12 protein-coding genes are annotated in these 16884 nt (G+C 41.7%); all 12 read left to right on the forward strand.

What is annotated here, in order from left to right:
* Nucleotides 1–60 precede the first annotated feature (60 nt).
* The 12 genes from CHJ_RS19170 (at nt 61) to CHJ_RS19225 (ending at nt 16860) form a co-directional block, all read left to right on the forward strand.
* Nucleotides 61–1395: a hypothetical protein gene (locus CHJ_RS19170; protein ID WP_317918655.1), complete on the forward strand. Its 1335-nt coding sequence runs from the start codon at nt 61–63 to the stop codon at nt 1393–1395.
* A 161-nt stretch (nt 1396–1556) separates the two neighbouring features.
* Nucleotides 1557–2141 carry a HupE/UreJ family protein gene (locus CHJ_RS19175; protein ID WP_317918656.1) on the forward strand — a complete coding sequence of 195 codons (585 nt, stop codon included), beginning with the start codon at nt 1557–1559 and terminating at the stop codon, nt 2139–2141.
* Nucleotides 2142–2162: 21 nt separating this feature from the next.
* Nucleotides 2163–3023 (forward strand): patatin family protein, encoded by an 861-nt coding sequence (locus CHJ_RS19180; protein WP_317918657.1) that lies wholly within the window; start codon nt 2163–2165, stop codon nt 3021–3023.
* Nucleotides 3020–3583, forward strand: coding sequence for a GNAT family N-acetyltransferase (locus CHJ_RS19185; RefSeq protein WP_171751652.1), 564 nt, complete (start codon nt 3020–3022; stop codon nt 3581–3583). The genes CHJ_RS19180 and CHJ_RS19185 overlap by 4 nt, the downstream gene beginning before the upstream one ends.
* A gap of 122 nt (nt 3584–3705) precedes the next feature.
* Nucleotides 3706–4242, forward strand: coding sequence for a DUF924 family protein (locus tag CHJ_RS19190; RefSeq protein ID WP_171751653.1), 537 nt, complete (start codon nt 3706–3708; stop codon nt 4240–4242).
* A 51-nt stretch (nt 4243–4293) separates the two neighbouring features.
* Nucleotides 4294–5361 (forward strand): hypothetical protein, encoded by a 1068-nt coding sequence (locus CHJ_RS19195; RefSeq protein ID WP_317918658.1) that lies wholly within the window; start codon nt 4294–4296, stop codon nt 5359–5361.
* A gap of 218 nt (nt 5362–5579) precedes the next feature.
* Nucleotides 5580–7286, forward strand: coding sequence for a ShlB/FhaC/HecB family hemolysin secretion/activation protein (locus CHJ_RS19200; RefSeq protein ID WP_317918659.1), 1707 nt, complete (start codon nt 5580–5582; stop codon nt 7284–7286).
* 2 nt (nt 7287–7288) lie between these two features.
* Nucleotides 7289–15229, forward strand: a complete 7941-nt coding sequence (locus CHJ_RS19205; protein WP_317918660.1) for a hemagglutinin repeat-containing protein — start codon at nt 7289–7291, stop codon at nt 15227–15229.
* A 2-nt stretch (nt 15230–15231) separates the two neighbouring features.
* Nucleotides 15232–15657, forward strand: coding sequence for a hypothetical protein (locus CHJ_RS19210; protein WP_317918661.1), 426 nt, complete (start codon nt 15232–15234; stop codon nt 15655–15657).
* Between the two features lie 212 nt (nt 15658–15869).
* Nucleotides 15870–16049, forward strand: a complete 180-nt coding sequence (locus CHJ_RS19215) for a hypothetical protein (protein ID WP_317918662.1) — start codon at nt 15870–15872, stop codon at nt 16047–16049.
* Complete coding sequence (locus tag CHJ_RS19220) at nt 16036–16500, forward strand: hypothetical protein (RefSeq protein ID WP_317918663.1); 465 nt, start codon at nt 16036–16038, stop codon at nt 16498–16500. The genes CHJ_RS19215 and CHJ_RS19220 overlap by 14 nt, the downstream gene beginning before the upstream one ends.
* 129 nt (nt 16501–16629) lie before the next feature.
* Entirely contained in the window at nt 16630–16860 is a 231-nt protein-coding gene (locus CHJ_RS19225; RefSeq protein WP_317918664.1) for a hypothetical protein, read from the forward strand.
* The last annotated feature ends 24 nt before the right edge of the window (nt 16861–16884 follow it).

Below are 16884 nucleotides of genomic sequence, written 5' to 3' on the forward strand. Positions count from 1 at the left end.
AAAGCCATTAGTCTATCTAGTCAATTGATGACTGCACAGAAATAGATAAAGTTTAGTGATATGAAAAAAATGAACGAAGCACAGGTGTTGGTCATTAGTAGTACGATAAAAGACATCAGCACTATCTCTATCGCTTTACAATCTGTCGGAGTCGCAGAACACAATATTCAGTCGGTTCACAATTATAAATTAGCCCTTCGTCGGGTTAAGCAGCCTGCCTTTGATATTTATATTATGGATTACGATATAGAAGAGCAGCGAGAAGAGTTCTATCACACCGCAATGGCGGAAGGATTTCTGTCGGATCTTTCTATTAAACTTTTTGTCACTTCTGATAAGAAATCCATTTATGGTATTTTGGATCTTGAACCAGACGGTTACCTTCTTCGACCTTACTCTGCTTCGAAGATGAAGACCAAAATCGCCGCCATTTATGATGAAAAAAGCAAATTAAAAACCCTTCTTGAAAATCTCAATGGCGACTGCAAAAACAAAATGTTGTCTAGCTGCAATTTATTGGAGATCTTCTATCCCAAATTCTACTACTCGATAATGGAGAAGCGAGGAAAAGTATTTGAAGAGATGGGGGAACAAGAAGTCGCTTTAAATCTGTATGAGTCGATGATCAAACGAATCGACGACAAAGCGAATCACCCATGGTTGTATGCGCGCTATCTAAACTCATTAATTCAGGCGAAAAAGATCAAAAAAGCAGATTCAATTCGCAAGCATATTCTTGCCAACAAAGTAAGAATGTCGCCAGAGTTGTATGACACCATGATAGATCTCGATATCTGTTTGGGCAGTATTGAAAGTGCCCAGAGTAAAGCAGAGTCTATTTGTGCATTGATACCGTGTAATTATGATCGTAAAGAGATTTTGTCGACGCTCTATCTCATTCAAGGCCAGTATGAAAAAGCGATGAGACTCTATAACGACAGTTATCTCATCAATAAAGATAGCTACCGAGATAAGCCATTAAATCTACTTGATTATTTAAAGTCTATTTTATATATGGCACAAAAAGATGAAGAGGGAAGACACTTATATTTAAACAAGTTTGATTATCAAATTAAACTATTTAAGTACAAAAAATTGTCGCAAAATGATAAATGGAAGCTAGAGTTATTGCATGCCCATAAGCGCTATTTAGAAGGCTATACTAATGAAGTGGTCACTAGCATAGAGAAGCTAGGACAACAAGTTGGCGAAATGTCGTTGAGAACCTTGCATCATTATATGACTTTACAAGGTCTGCTAGGTCTAGATACGGAGTTGGAATCATCCTATGAAGCGGCGTTAGATAAATTTAGAAGCGCCAATGGAGATGCATTATCCCGAGCTCAAATTTTCTTAATTGATGATACGTTTCGTTCTTTTAAAGAAGCCTGCTGATATTGATGTTTGACGAGTACTCCGCTAAGTAATGTCTAATAAGCGGCTTTTTTCCCAGTGTATCGCCCATGATAAATTTGTAAGATTTACTTTTCCTTTATCGCCAATAAGACCAGTTATAGGTATGGCGGTATTTGTTTAATCAACACAGTAGTAACCATATGAAAAAAATATTCGTTGTACTTGTTTTACTGTTAACTAACATTCTGCTTCCAAACCTCGCTTTTGCTCATGTTGACGGTTCTTCTGGAGGATTTTGGTCAGGCTTAAACCATCCAGTATTAGGGTTGGACCATCTACTTGCTATGGTGAGCGTGGGCATTGTCAGTGCACAAATTGGCGGTAGAGCAATTTGGTCAGTACCTGCAACCTTTGTTGCTGTCATGCTGGTGGGTGGTGTTATGGGTATGCAAAGCATCCCATTGATTTCTGTTGAATTAGGTATTGCTATATCGGTACTGGCGCTTGGTATCGTGATTGCTGCAGATAAACGTATAGCCGCTCAATGGGCGATACTGTTTGTCGCAGTGTTTGCGGTTTTCCACGGGCATGCTCATGGTGAAGAAATGCCAAACCTAGCAAATCCTGTTTTATACGCACTTGGTTTTGTTAGCGGAACCGCAGCGATTCATATCGCGGGTGTAGTTATAGGAACAGCAGCTAAAAAACATCAGTATGGTATTAAGTTAATGCGTATGGCAGGAACGGCCATCGCCGCTGTAGGGATCTATTTTATTGTCGCTTAGTTCCATTTTTTAGAGGTACTCATGGATAGAGTTGCAACAAACGCGTTAATTGTAGAAGGCGGTGCTATGCGCGCCGTTTTTTCTTGCGGTATTCTCGATCACTTTTTATCGGCAGATTTTTCGCCATTTGATAGCTTTTGGGGGGTCTCAGCTGGAGCATCTAACGTGGCGGCCTTTTTAGCCAACATGCCGGGACGAAATCTTAAAATCTATACCGATTATAGCTGTCGAAAAGAGTTCATAAGGCTGAGTAGTCTCTTTTCTAATCAAGATATTATGAATCTAGATTGGTTGTGGGATATCACAGTTAAAGAGCTGGGCTTAGATACAACTACTATGGAAAAAGATGGTCGGCCTTTTTATCTCGCCGTGACCAATCAACAGACAGGTTTGGCGGAGTATTTATTGGCCGAACCCGAAACCGTTATCGAAACGATGAAAGCCAGCAGTGCTCTCCCTATACTGTATAAGCACGGAGTTAAACTGGCCAATGGTCATCATTATGTTGATGGAGGCGTAGCAGACGCAATACCTGTTGCTGAGGCTATTCGGCGTGGTGCCACCAATATCATGGTGCTAAGAAGTCGTCCGCTAAGCTATCAAAAATCGGCCAGTAAAATGCCCTACATGATGAAAAAAATGTTGGCAAAAACGCCTCAACTTATCGAGCCAATGTTACAACGTTCGGATAACTATAATCACACTTTAGAGTTAATAAGAAACCCTCCTGAAGGAGTGAATATCGTAGAGATTTGCCCTCCAGAGTCATTTCAACTTAAGCGACTTACTCGTGACCCCAAACCTTTGCTTGAGGGTTACCACTTAGGTAAAGAGGCTGCCGTGGAGGCGATTGCTCGCTGGAAAAAGGAAACAAGTTCATGACCGTATATCTCGATACCTCCCGCTTGCAGCTAAGGCAGTGGAAGGCGAGCGATTTAGAGCCTTTTTATCAGTTAAACAGTGATGAAGAGGTGATGCGTTACTTTCCTGATGTATTATCAAAATCGCGTAGTGATGCCGTTGTTGCCAGATTGTCTGAAATGATTGACGAGAAAGGCTGGGGGTTTTGGGCGGTAGAGATAAAACAGACCGGAGAGTTTATCGGTTTTGTTGGCTTGCTGGCACAACAAAAAAGCGCTATCCCTAATTCACCACTGGTTGAAATAGGCTGGAGATTAGCGAAATCCCATTGGGGTAAAGGTTATGCTACGGAAGCGGCGCAAGCATCGCTAAAGTATGCTTTTGAGACTCTTAGTTTGTCTGATGTCTACTCATTTACCGTTTTAGATAACGCGCCGTCTCGTCATGTTATGTCGCGAATTGGCATGACCAATACCGAGCAGGATTTTGACCATCCTATGCTTGAAGATGGTCACCCTCTGCAAAGGCACTGTTTGTATAAAATTACCTCTGAGCAGTGGCGAAGTGCCAACAAACCTTAAATGTTTATCCCGTCTCGGTTAAGAAAGCTTATCGCAAGCCTAACTCACTTGAGCATAAAGACATTTTGTCCTATAAGAAGAGGTACATTGCACGACAGTTTTTAGTCAACAAGGTGGATTAGATGTATAAGGATATTATCGATTTTTGGTTTAATGAACTAGAGCCAAAGCAGTGGTGGCAAAAAGACCAACAGTTAGACCGAATGATTCAAACTCGTTTTGGCGAACTCCATAATCAAGCCAAAGCGGGAGAATTGTTCCATTGGCGGAACACCGCTCTTGGCGCGTTAGCTGAAGTTATCATTTTAGATCAGTTTTCACGTAATATTTATCGAGACAAACCGGACTCATTTTCTTGTGACCCATTGGCTGTCGCTTTAGCGCAGTTTGCTATTGCTAATGGCTTAGATACACAGTTGTCCAATACTCAACGTGTATTTCTATATATGCCATTTATGCATAGCGAATCAAAGCTTATTCATGTTGAAGCCGTTAAACTGTTTGAATCTGTCGGAGTTGAAAGCAATCTTGATTTTGAACATAAGCACAAAGCAATTATCGATAAATTTGGCCGCTATCCCCATAGAAACATCATCCTAGGGCGTCGTTCCACAGAAGAAGAGATAGCATTTCTTAAACAACCAAACTCTTCTTTTTAACTCTGTTGAGATGGTAGCACTGTTAATTAATTTTCGAAGGATCAGAGAGTAATGCAGGTATCAAAAAAAGAAGGGAAAATAATTGATAAGGCGATTAAACATTGGACCGAAACGGAGGTTATCTCGGAATCTGAGGGTCAGGCACTTAAGGCTTCTTATGAGGTAACGTTTTTTGATTGGAAGCGTGTAGCAAAATACTCTTTTTGGTTAGCCATCGCATGTATCGCCATTTCCGTCTCTACCGCCTTATTTGATCAATGGCTTATTGAGTTATTCAAAAAGCTATTTGATGCACCTGACTCAGTGAAATGCGCCGGCTTTGCAGTGCTATCAGGTGGGTTGTATTTTTTTGGTGCGAGCAGAAAATCTCGTCATCCCAACAAAGTGTATAGCAACGAAGCCATCTTCTTTTTGGCGGTAGTATCAACGGCCGTATCTATCGCCTTTTTAGGTCAGGCAATAGATACCGGCTCTGGACATTTTTCACTGTTATTGCTGCTGGCAGCTATCGTTTATGGGGTGTTAGGGTTGTGGTTTCCCTCCACATTGGTATGGCTATTTTCGTTATTGTCACTGGGCAGTTGGTTTGGAGCAGAGACAGGCTACGCGTCTGGTTGGGGAGCGTATTATCTCGGCATGAACTACCCGCTAAGATTCGTTCTTTTTGGTCTGGTGTTATTAACGGTTGGCTCATACGTATTTAATCAATGGCAAATGAGAACAGCATTTTTAAAACCAACGAAAGCTGTCGGGCTGCTTTACCTGTTTATCGCACTCTGGATCATGTCTATTTTTGGTAACTATGGCGATCCGGAAGTGTGGCAAAGCGCAAAACAGATAGAGCTGTTTCATTGGTCAATACTGTTCGCGGCTGCGGCCATTGGCGCTATATACCACGGCGTAAAGTATGATGATGGAATGACACGGGGCTTTGGCCTCACGTTTATCTTTATAAATCTTTATACTCGTTTTTTTGAATACTTCTGGGACAGTACCCATAAAGCCATTTTCTTTGCGATACTGGCTTTAAGTTTTTGGTATCTCGGAACCAAGGCAGAAAAAATATGGCAGCTAAGTTTGGTAAAGAATTTGACCAGCCAAAATATTTCGAAGCAGTAATCTTAAATTATAGTTATAAATGAAAGGATCTAATTATTCACAGTATGCTGTTTTATAAAACGGCGTGATTATTATATTAATGAAATTTATTGTGTAACTTTAAATTTTAGATTATTTGAAATATATACATATTTATAAATCTAAATTTAATTAGATGCTATATTCATAGTGTCCCTACCGTCATACAGTTGTCTATTATTTGAACAGATGACGAAGTTATGAACTCAAATTTGGTGGGTAATTATCTAGTAGGTCAAAGCTGGCAAAGGCTTCTCAATATAGTGCAACTATCATTGTTGCTTTTGTTTTTGTGCTTTGCCAAGCAATCCTATGCGTTGTCTCCTTCTGCAAAACAGAGTATAGAGTTAGAACAACAACGTCGATTGCAACAACTTGAAGAGGCAAAACAGGCAGTAGAATCTCTTCAACCTCTCCCAACGATTGAACAACCGACCCTTCCATCAAGTTCAAATTGTTTCGAAATAAAACGTATCTTGTTCTCTGGTAATACCCTTTTTACATCTGAACAGTTGCAACAAGAAATTAAATTTGAAGCTCGTTGTATCGGTATTGATGAAATTAACCAATATTTGAGTGTTATTTCTAATCTATATATAAAAAATGGTTATGTTACTTCTCGCGCTTTTTTAACTCCTCAAGATTTAACGTCAGGGGTTTTAGAGATTTTTATTTTGGAAGGTAAGGTTGAAGCGTTGTTATTTAATAATAAGCCAGCCCGTTTTCTCGACAATGCTTTGCCGTCAATTGTTGGAGAAATACTTAACCTCCGAGATATTGAGCAAGGTTTAGACCAAATAAATCGACTGTCGCGTTACAACGCAAAAATTCAATTGCCGCCAGGGACTAAGCAAGGCTACTCCATCATCAATGTTCAGGCAACATCAGCAGGCATCGTTTCTGGTTCCATAGGTGTCGATAACGGTGGTCAAGAGAATACTGGCGAAACCCAGTTATCAATGACTCTTAAGGCAGACAATCTACTCAATGGGCTTGAACAATGGACACTCTCTGCCAAAAAGAGCAGCGAATTTCGAACCAGTCAAGACTCACAAAATGTTGCATTTAGTATCGATATACCAAGAGGCTATTGGAATGCAAGTTATCGGACGAGTTATAGCGATTATAAGCAGAGCATAGATAACAACTCTTTTACTTTTCAAAGCACTGGTAGAACAAACAGCCACGATGCCGATATCAGTTGGCTCTACTCTCGAGACAGCGACAGTAAAACATTATTTAAGCTAGGTGTTCATCACCGTAGAGAGAAAAACTACATAATGGATACCTTACTTGAAACGGGCTCGCGCAATCTTTCTTCCGCTTCATTGTCTGTTGATTACAGCAGCCGGTTTATTGGGGGGTTCATTACCCTTTCTCCTCGTTATGTCACTGGAACAGACTGGTTTGGTGGGGAAGATGATAGCCAGAAAACATCTATGATGCCTAAAGCTCTGTTTGAGAAACTAACGTTAGCCACCAGCTATACCTACCCACTCTCCCAAGTCGTCACCTTAAACAGTACGCTATTTGGACAGTGGAGTGATGACACATTGTATGGCAGCCAAAGGTTGAGTATCGGCGGTCTCTATTCTGTTCGAGGTTTTAAAGATACTTCCATTTCTGGAGATCAAGGTTATTACTGGCGCAACGAGATTACTCACCGACTAGGTCAACTTCCTTATATTGGCAATGTTAGTACACAGTGGGCAATAGACACAGGTTCGATCGTTAAAGACAGTCGCGATGCACTAGAAAAAGGCTCCTTAATGGGGGCATATGTTGCCATCAACACTCGTTCTACCCTCTTAAGTAGTCAATTTTCTATAGGTTTACCTATTGAAACACCTAGTCGCTTGAAAGGTGATGATTACGTTGTTAATTACCAACTCACCATGGCGTTTTAATTATGAAAAAGCTCTCTTCAACACGCAAACATCATGTGCCTTCAGTTATTAACACGTCATGTTTGCAACGTTCTTTCGCTTATTTGGTCTGTTTCGTTATCAATGTTCAACCTGCGCTTGCCAGTGTTGTCGCGAGTGGAGGAAATACCACGGTAACGCAGGCACGTAACGGTGTTGAGGTCGTCAATATTGCCACCCCAAACAGCAAAGGCCTTTCTCATAACCAGTATCAGCAGTTTAATGTGGATAAATCAGGACTCATTTTGAACAACTCCACCGAGGCGTTAGCAAGGTCACAGTTAGGGGGAATAGTTGAAGGGAATGCTAATTTAAGAGGGCAAGCGGCTAACGTCATTCTAAATGAAGTGACTGGAGCAACAGCAAGCCAGTTGCAAGGTTATACAGAAGTTTTTGGCCAAAATGCCAACGTTATTCTAAGCAATGCTTATGGCATTACGTGTGATGGTTGCGGGTTTATTAATACTCCCAGAGTAACTCTTTCTACCGGAGCTCCCGTGATTCATGCGGGAGAGGTCACAGGCTTTGATGTGAGTCAGGGAGCAGTGACGATAGAAGGCTTAGGACTGGATGCCAGTCAGCAAAACTATTTTGACATTGTCAGCCGCACCGCCAAAATAAACGCGGCGATACATGCTCAGGATTTATCAGTAGTAACCGGAAAAAACCGTGTTGATTACCTGACGAATCAAGCGACTAAGCATGCTGCGGTCGCTGGGGAAAAGCCCACTTTAGCTATCGACTCATCAAGCTTAGGTGGCATGTATGCCGGACGTATTACCCTTATTGCCACTGAAGATGGCGTTGGTGTTAATGTTGGTAATTTGGCCGCGTCTCAAGGGGATATTCGGTTAACCTCCGATGGTCACATAGTTTTGGCAGATGTGAGTAGTCATAATGATTTGATTGTGAACAGTCGCGATGACGTTAAATTAACGGGCAATCAACAAACAGACCGTGATTATGTGGTGAGTGCGGCTTCTATAACCGCAGTAGATGCTAATGTGGCGAGTGAGGGAGATCTGCAGTTAAATAGCAAGGTACTTGATGTACAAAACGCCACTCTTTCTGCCAAAGAAGAGATAACCACTGCCGTTAATCAATTGCAGCTTGATAAAGAAAGCAAGCTCATTGGTCGCACCGCCCAGTTAAAGGCGCTTAAAGAGATTGACAATCATGGCACCGTTTCTATTTCAGAGCAGCTTACCCTACAAGGTGAGCAGATTAAATTAACGGGTAAAGGAAAAATACAAGCTAAACAGCATAATATGCAGGCTAACTCTGCATCTATTGATACGAATGTAGAGGGAGGTGGTCTTAATTGGCAATTGGATAATACGTTAGCTGTCACGGATAAAGGCAACGTAACCACTCAGTCGGATATTCAGATAAAAGCCAATAAGGTGACTCAGCAAGGTAAATTGCATTCAGGCAATAGCATTGACCTTGTGGCAGAAAATATCGTCAATAACGGCGTTGTACGGGCCACGCAAGAGTTGGATATTCAATCTGGAGAGGTGACAAACGAAGGAACACTTATTGCTCAATCCGATATGACGGTGACAGCGGATAATCTAACCAATAAGGCGTTGATATACGCAGGCCAAGACGCTCAGTTACAGATTAGCAACACCCTACGTAATGACGGTGGCGATATCATAACAGGTCGCAATTTAACAGTGGGGAAAAATACCAATGGTGAGAAAAGCCAGACGATTGACAATATATCTGGATATATAAAATCACAGGGCAATATGCTGCTTAACGCCGAGCATATTATCAATTCAGTGAAACAAGTAACTACCGCCAGTAAGACCGATATCATCAATGGTAATAGCATTGGCAAAAACATTCGTGTGAAACTGGGCAATTGTAAAATACATAGTTGGAAAATACGCTGCAAAGGCAACTACAGTGCTCAAAACGAGTATAAAACCGTAAAACAAATACACAATAGCGTCATAGTAGAAGGGAAACCCGCGATACTGGAATCGGCCGGAAATCTGGTATTGAACGCAGATACGGTAACCAACACCGTTAGTCAAATCACCAGTCATGGCAACATTGTTATTAATGCTAACCAAGTCTCTAATAACGCCTATGTAGATGACACCATCACCACAACAGGCCGCTACTTTGCACCCGGTGGCAGTATAAAAGGCAGCAGATCTGGGCATCGAAGTGTTTACATTAATTTAAATCTGATTGATAGCGCAGATAGCCGCGAAATTAATGATACCTATCACTCGAGTATTACCGCATCCGGTGACATAAATATTGAGGCAGATAAAGAGTTAGGTAATGGCGAGGTTCGACAGCATGATGCCATCACCCCCTCTAACATACCAACCCGAGTCACCGAAATGGTTGAGAGCAACAGTTTTGCGGTTCCCATGCCAACATTTCCTAAGCCGACCAGTCCAAATGGTTTGTTTGTCTACAGTGACGGGCCAAAGAGCCATTACTTGATAGAAACCAACCCTGCGTTGGTCAATTTGGGGGACTATTTAGGTTCGGACTATTTCCAAAGTAAACTCGGTTTTAACCCTAATACAGACATCAAGTTTCTAGGTGATGCTTACTACGATACTCGCATCATCAACCAAGCGATTTTTGAACAGACAGGACGGCGATATCTTAACTCGTCTGTTGGTAATGATTTCACTCAGATGCAGCAACTCATTGATGCGGCGGCGAAGCAGAAAACTGAACTTCACCTCTCCGCCGGTATTTCTTTGACTGCTGAGCAAGTGAGCAAACTCACTCAAGATATAATTTGGTATGAAGAAACCACGGTAAATGGCCAAACAGTGCTTGCCCCAAATCTCTATTTAGCATCAGTAAACGAAGAGAACGTTGGCACCGGCGCACAGATTGTGGCGATAGGTAATCAGACCCTTCGAGCGGGAGAGGTGACTAACCAAGGAAGAATTCAATCGGGTAAGGCGTTAAACATAGAGAGTGACACCACACTCAACAACCTTGGTGGTGACATAACTGCCGAAGACAACCTAACTTTGCATGCGCAAGGTGACCTACTCAATGAAAGTGGCACGCTCAGTGGTGATGATGTCACGTTAACCAGTACCAATGGTAGCGTGATTAATCGCCGCCAATCCAAAGAGACCATCATAAACCATGGCAACAATGCGACGGCGCGCTATAGCGAACTAGGCGATGCAGGTGAAATCGTAGCAAGAGGCAACTTAACCATGGGTGCTGGCAACAATATAGAAAACCAAGGGTCGACTATCAATGTGGGTGGTGATGCGACACTGAATGCCGGTAAAGATATTGTGTTCAATACGGCAGAAAAAAGCCAAGACTACCGAGTGAACAATGGCGGTGGGCAGACTGAGTTGCTGGAAAGGCAACACTATGGTTCTACCCTACGTGCAAAAGGGGGTGTCCAAGCCGAAGCAGGAGAAGAGATGCGCCTGACCAATACGGAGATAAAAAGTGATGGCGATATTGCCTTGCAAGCGGAGAAAAGCATCACCATAGATACCGCATTAAATGAGCAGAAATACCTCAATAACTACAGCGGCAACCAACAGACTCGCCATAGTAAAACGCATCAAGGCTCAGAGTTATCAGGCAGCAATGTGATGCTCAATAGCGGTAAGGATGTCACGCTATCAGGCAGTGATATTCATGCCGAACAAAACGTGGATATTAAAACCAAAGGTGACATTAATATCGTTGCGGTGAATGACAGTCTCTACCAATACAGCAAACGCACAAAAGAGGGCATGCTGGGCAGTAAAGAAACCAAGATACATAAAAGCAATAAAGAGAAGGTTATAGGGAGCCAAATTAGTGCTGGTGGTGATATTACCATCAAAGCACAGCGGCATAGTGTACTCACTGCCGGAGGGGAAAGTGATATAAACCTAGTGGGCTCTGGCATTAAAGGAGAGGGTGAAGTTACGCTATCGGCCGATGGCGATATTAATTTAGCGGCGGCTAAGTATCGTGAGTTTGAGCTTAATGAAACTCGTAAATCGAGTTTTGGAGGATTAAAACAACACAATAAAGGCAGTGTCCATGATGACACCTTGCTTGAAAGTGCCTCTTCTATTTCTGGCGGAAGTACTAGCTTTACTTCGGGTAATAATATCAAAACCTTAGCAAGCGAATTGGTCAGCGGTGGAGATGTTAACTTAACCGCGGTGGATGAGGTGCTTATCAGCGCTGACAATGTGTTAAAGCAGAGCCAGCAATGGGATGAAAAAACCAGCTTCTTAAGTGGTGGCCAGCTGTTTGAGACGGACAAAAAGCGCCAAGGTGAAGTAAGTAGTACCGCCCAAAGCAGCGCCATTACATCTGGTGCCAACATTAATATCAGTGCTGGCAGCATCAAAGTTGTTGGCTCTGAGCTTGACGCTCAAAATGATGCCAACCTACATGCGGACACGGGCGATGTGGAATTCTTAGCCGCGACAGAAAGCCGCCAATCCTTTAGCAAAGAAGAGAAAGTCAGCATCAGCTTTGATGGCCTCACCAATATGCTTACCAATAATCCCTCAGACACGGTGAAAATTGAAAATGGCAAAATAAAAATTGCCATGGAGAAAGCCCAATACGACAAAGTCAAAAATGAACGGAGGGAAGTAAATAAAAAAGTCAGCTCAGTCACCAGCGGAGGCAGCATTAATATTAACTCCGCGGCAGATATCACTGTAGAAGGGAGCCAACTGGTCGCTGACAAAGACAAAGATGCCAATGGTGATGTGACCTTAACCGCTAAAAACAACATCATCATTAAAGAGACGCAAGAGAGCAGCGACAGCAAAAAAGAGGAAGTACACGCTAAAGCGGAAGCCAATATTGTGGTGCAACATCAGGCAGTAGAAACCGCCAAAGCACTTAAAGCGCTGCAAGAATCCACAGAAAACCTTAAACAGGCGAAAAAAGATTACCAGCAATATAAAAAGCAACTAAGCGCATTACAGTCCACACTATCTGAGTTAGAACAACAGTACGTAGAGAGAAAATCAGGGGTTTTATTTGAAGATATTGAAGAGCTAAGAGACTTAGTGTCGGAGGTGAAAAGTGATGAGGACTGGTATATAGCAGGTATTGTACTTGCTACTGAAGATGTCACTTCTAAAACTACCTTAGCCACTCAACAGGTCGCGGCGGCGGCCACCAGTACCAGCAGCTTTATGATGGGCTTCAATGCTGGTATTGAGCTGGACTTGTCTGCCAATAAAGCCAAACAGCACAACCTATCCACCACGTCTATTGCCTCAAACATTGCAGGGCAAAACATCACACTTAATGCCGGCAATAGTGAGGGTGATAATTTGACCGTACAAGGAAGCCACGTAAAAGCACAAGACAAGGTCTCCATGGATGCTAATGAGGTGAATCTACTGGCCTCTACCGACACAAGGCAGAGCAAACAGAGCAACGATGCCGTTAATGGCACCGTAGCGGTAACCGTGTTTGGTTCTGCAACAGGTGCCAATGTGAACTTAGGCTTTAGCAAAAGCCGAGGTGGAGACAGCGCCACCACCCACAACAATAGCCAGATATCAGGCCGTGAGATAGAGCTGACTTCCACCCAAGACACCAATATAAAAGGTGCTAATGTAGAAGCGGATGAGATGCTTACCGTGAATGTCGGTAATAACCTTAATGTGGCGTCTGTATCCAACCGATCAAAATCAGACAGCAAAAGCATGGGGGCCAATGTTGGTTTTAGTCTCTCAAACCGTGAAGATAGCAGCAGCGGCAAGGACAGTAGCAATAATAACAGCGCCCCTCAACCAGAAACACTGACTGACAACACTTTTAAGGGAGTAGATATACTCGCTGGCGTGAATGCTGGAATGCATACCTCCTCAAACCGCTCCAGCCAAAAGAGTACCGTTTTAACCACTTTAACCTCGGGTGATATCGCTACTATAAATGTGGGCAAAAATACCGATGTAAAAGGTGCTTTTATAGCCACGGTTGATGAACATGGCAAAGACCTCGGCAATTTAGACCTCACCACCGACACACTCACCTATGCGGACTTAAGCAACACCAACTACGACCAAAGCCGTAGCTTTGCGGTTAGCTCGGGTGTCAATATTAATAGTGGAGAGGGCATTAAACCTGCACCAGAAAAAGAGACTTCGTTAATCGATGCCAGCGTTAGTACCAGTAGATTGCAGTACAAGAACACCTCGGGTTACAGCAAATCGAAAACCTTAGCGACAGTTGGTATGGGTAACTTAGCCATTAATGATACAGAAAACTCAGATGACACTACTGCGTTAAATCGAAATGTTGAAAACAGCAATAAAGACCTGTTTACCGTTGATCGTAAGCAGGGGGATTTCGATGTTACTGTGGATCATCGGTTGTTGAGTGAAGAGGGAAGAACGCAGATAGGAGAAGACTTCCTCAAAGCAGATATGTTCCGGGAAACAGTTGAACGAATCATAACCACCGACAAGGTAGGCATTGAGGACTTTTTCAGCGAAACGGGTAAACAGGTTGCTGTATACGATGGAATTAAAGAGAAGATAGCTAATGACCCTGAATTGGCTACCAAGTTATCTGATCCGAATGCTACAGCAGCAGAGAAAGAATCCATTTTGGACAAACTGACCCACTCAACATTGGTTAATTTGGGTTACGAGGTTGGTGAATATAAAAATAAGATCATTGCAAAGGATGACTCCAACTTCAAAGGCTTCTACTCAGAGGAAACTGGTAATAGTTACGTTAACGATAGCCATGCGAATAACACTGAAGAGTTAGTCGAAGCAGGTGGACACGAGTTAAGCCATAGAATGGATGATCTTGAAGGAGACAATACCAAGTATAGCAAAGAAGATAGAGAGACTTACGCTGATCACTTTGAAAGTGATTATGGTGACTATACCGAAATGGCTTTAGCGATTAATGGTCATGATGGTATGGCGAGCAGCAATAATCATGTAGGAAGTAACACAAAGGATGTTATTGAAAATGGTCGTGAGTTTGGTGGATTGGATAAAACAAAAGGTAATGCATCGCCTTTAATTGTGGTGCCTATTGTCGTATCAAGTGTACTGGCGGTGGGTTCAGCATTATCAGATCCCAAGACACGGGACGAAGCTGCCGCAGCGATAAACAAAGGCTTCAATGATGCTAAAGATTCAGTTAAGGAACTTGGTAATAGCATTGGACTTACGTGGGATAACTTGATTGGAGCTGATGGTAATGCAGATATAGTTGACCATTTCACCAATGAGTTATCGACACTTCAAGCTCAGGTTGAGATTGCTCACGCTGAAGGCAATGTTGATAGAGTTAATGAGCTCTATGGTAAAATTGGAGAAGTCTCCTATATATTGGAACAACAACCATCAAAAGTAATAAGTGGGGTACAGGAAAAACTAGCACAAGGTGGATTAACAGCTAATACTGGTGGTCAACAGATACCAGATCCACTTCCGATGCCTAGTGGGAGTGAGATTAAAGATCCAGAAGTTGTTGCTCTCCCTAACCCAGAAGTTGATAAGATAGACCCGACTACCACGACACCTATACCTGAGGAGCAGGGATCTACTATCTTAGAAACTCCTGCTGACTCGGGTGTGGATCCATTGTTGGTTGTTAATTCTAATAACAACAACAGCGATAATCACTTTGACCCATCTAGGCGAGCTGAACCCGGTGAGGTATTCTATAAAACTACTAAGGAAGCAACTGAAGCAGCAAGAGCTCTTGGATTTGAAAAAACCAATAGGAGAGCTAAAAATGGAGAAGCAATCTACTACAACAGGAAGACAAAGGAATATATCTCGAGAGATGTTGGCAGTGGAAAAGGAGGGGCTCATAATGGCGGTGTTTGGAAGAAAGCAAAATCAATAAATACTATTAACAGCAAACAAACTCGTTTAGGTACGTTTGATGCAGATTTAAATGAAATTGGGAAATGATTATGTTTGTACACGAGCTAATTAAAGTATTAGAAAGATTTGAAGTTCATTTGCCATTAATGGTTGAAAATAAAACACAAATAAATCAATTAAATTATGCTAGTAGATTTAGTATTGAAGGCTACACTCCACACATTTCAGCTTTGATGGAAGAACCATTACCACATGTGAAAACAGTCGGTACTCTTTTGAATGAGCTGAGAGTAATAAATGATGAGGAGTTTAACAATACTACTGTTTATGCGGAATTTATACATGAGTACGTAGATGAAAGTTATGACTTTAGATACTTTGCATTGCGTGAAGCACTTGATGAAGGTGAGTTTATTAAGCTTGTTACAATTGATAGCGAAAGTATTGAATTGCGAGAGCATCATGAAGCCGTTGATGAAGATATGTTTGATACTGAAAATAATAGTGAAATCTAACGGGGACATACATCTTATGAAAAAACTAATATAGGTTTTTTGTAGGACAGAATAACAAGAGACTGTAATTTAATTTGTGTATCTGCTTATAATTAAGACAGTCATGGCTAAGGATAAGCAACATGGATAAGAAAGCTCTAAAAGCATTGAGACTGTCCTAAATTCTGTGTAACTGTCTACACTTAATGCCGTAATGGCTAAGGATAGACAACATGGATAAGAAAGCACTTGAAGCTTTTGCTAAAGAAACTGCTAAAGGAATTAAAAGTCCCGAAGATTTAACTGAGTTCAGTCACGGGAACAACGGGGACAGCCATCTTAATAAACAGCAAGGAATTAATGCAGGTTTTGGTGTAGTAATAGATGAGGTCGTAGATAATGAAAAAGAATAAAGAGCTGAAAAGAATATTGTCTTCTGATCGTAGTCGAAAATTTGGTATTTATTCTGCTTCTGTTGGTGGTCCTTTGAGTATTTTAAGTTTTTGCTTATTTGTTAAAATGCCATCACCAATATTGGCAGTATATGTGTTATTAGGAGTCTTATTATTTTTTAAGTCATACGAAGTAAGATACACATTGAAGGAGTGCATTGAATATCGAAAAATGTCCGTTCAAGTGCTGTTAGCCTCGATTTTTATTGTGCTGATATACGCTCCACTTGCTATTGTATTTCTCCCATTACTTTCAGTATATCTAACTAAGAAAATGATAAGTTTTTATAATGAACTTGTTGCCATTGAAGAGTTTAAATTATTGCATAAAAATACCGGAGAGGATGTCACAGAAGAAGAAAGAAAAGCGGTCATAAAATTATGCAGGAACGACAAAGAAATTCCACCTTAATAAGGGATAGGCACCTTGATATTTTCCCAATAAATTTCATGGGCATACAAGAACATGGGGAGAGCTTGACCAAAAAATGCAGGCAAAACTGAGAAAAGCAGGGCTTGTAAATAAGAAGGGCAAAATACAATGAAAAGCTATGAATCAATAGAGTGTAGAACTAAAAAAGAGGCTGAACTTGCTTTGCAACAAAACTCCAATATATCACGAGATGAGTTAGTCACATTATTACTTAGCCTTTACGAAATTGAAGACGTTAAATGGGTGCAAGAGCAGTATCAAAAGTATATTTCGGGAAACAACGGGGACAGCCATCTTAATAAACAACTTTATGAGATAGTTACTGTGTCAGTTTCATAAAAATTAGAAATGTCTCGTAACTGC

The organism is Vibrio sp. MACH09 (assembly GCF_033238805.1).
Classification (GTDB): Bacteria; Pseudomonadota; Gammaproteobacteria; order Enterobacterales; family Vibrionaceae; genus Vibrio.

Coding starts and splice junctions, on each gene's coding strand:
- CHJ_RS19170 (WP_317918655.1), top strand. CDS start 61: ATGAAAAAAATGAACGAAGCACAGGTGTTGGTCATTAGTAGTACGATA.
- CHJ_RS19175 (WP_317918656.1), top strand. CDS start 1,557: ATGAAAAAAATATTCGTTGTACTTGTTTTACTGTTAACTAACATTCTG.
- CHJ_RS19180 (WP_317918657.1), top strand. CDS start 2,163: ATGGATAGAGTTGCAACAAACGCGTTAATTGTAGAAGGCGGTGCTATG.
- CHJ_RS19185 (WP_171751652.1), top strand. CDS start 3,020: ATGACCGTATATCTCGATACCTCCCGCTTGCAGCTAAGGCAGTGGAAG.
- CHJ_RS19190 (WP_171751653.1), top strand. CDS start 3,706: ATGTATAAGGATATTATCGATTTTTGGTTTAATGAACTAGAGCCAAAG.
- CHJ_RS19195 (WP_317918658.1), top strand. CDS start 4,294: ATGCAGGTATCAAAAAAAGAAGGGAAAATAATTGATAAGGCGATTAAA.
- CHJ_RS19200 (WP_317918659.1), top strand. CDS start 5,580: ATGAACTCAAATTTGGTGGGTAATTATCTAGTAGGTCAAAGCTGGCAA.
- CHJ_RS19205 (WP_317918660.1), top strand. CDS start 7,289: ATGAAAAAGCTCTCTTCAACACGCAAACATCATGTGCCTTCAGTTATT.
- CHJ_RS19210 (WP_317918661.1), top strand. CDS start 15,232: ATGTTTGTACACGAGCTAATTAAAGTATTAGAAAGATTTGAAGTTCAT.
- CHJ_RS19215 (WP_317918662.1), top strand. CDS start 15,870: ATGGATAAGAAAGCACTTGAAGCTTTTGCTAAAGAAACTGCTAAAGGA.
- CHJ_RS19220 (WP_317918663.1), top strand. CDS start 16,036: ATGAAAAAGAATAAAGAGCTGAAAAGAATATTGTCTTCTGATCGTAGT.
- CHJ_RS19225 (WP_317918664.1), top strand. CDS start 16,630: ATGAAAAGCTATGAATCAATAGAGTGTAGAACTAAAAAAGAGGCTGAA.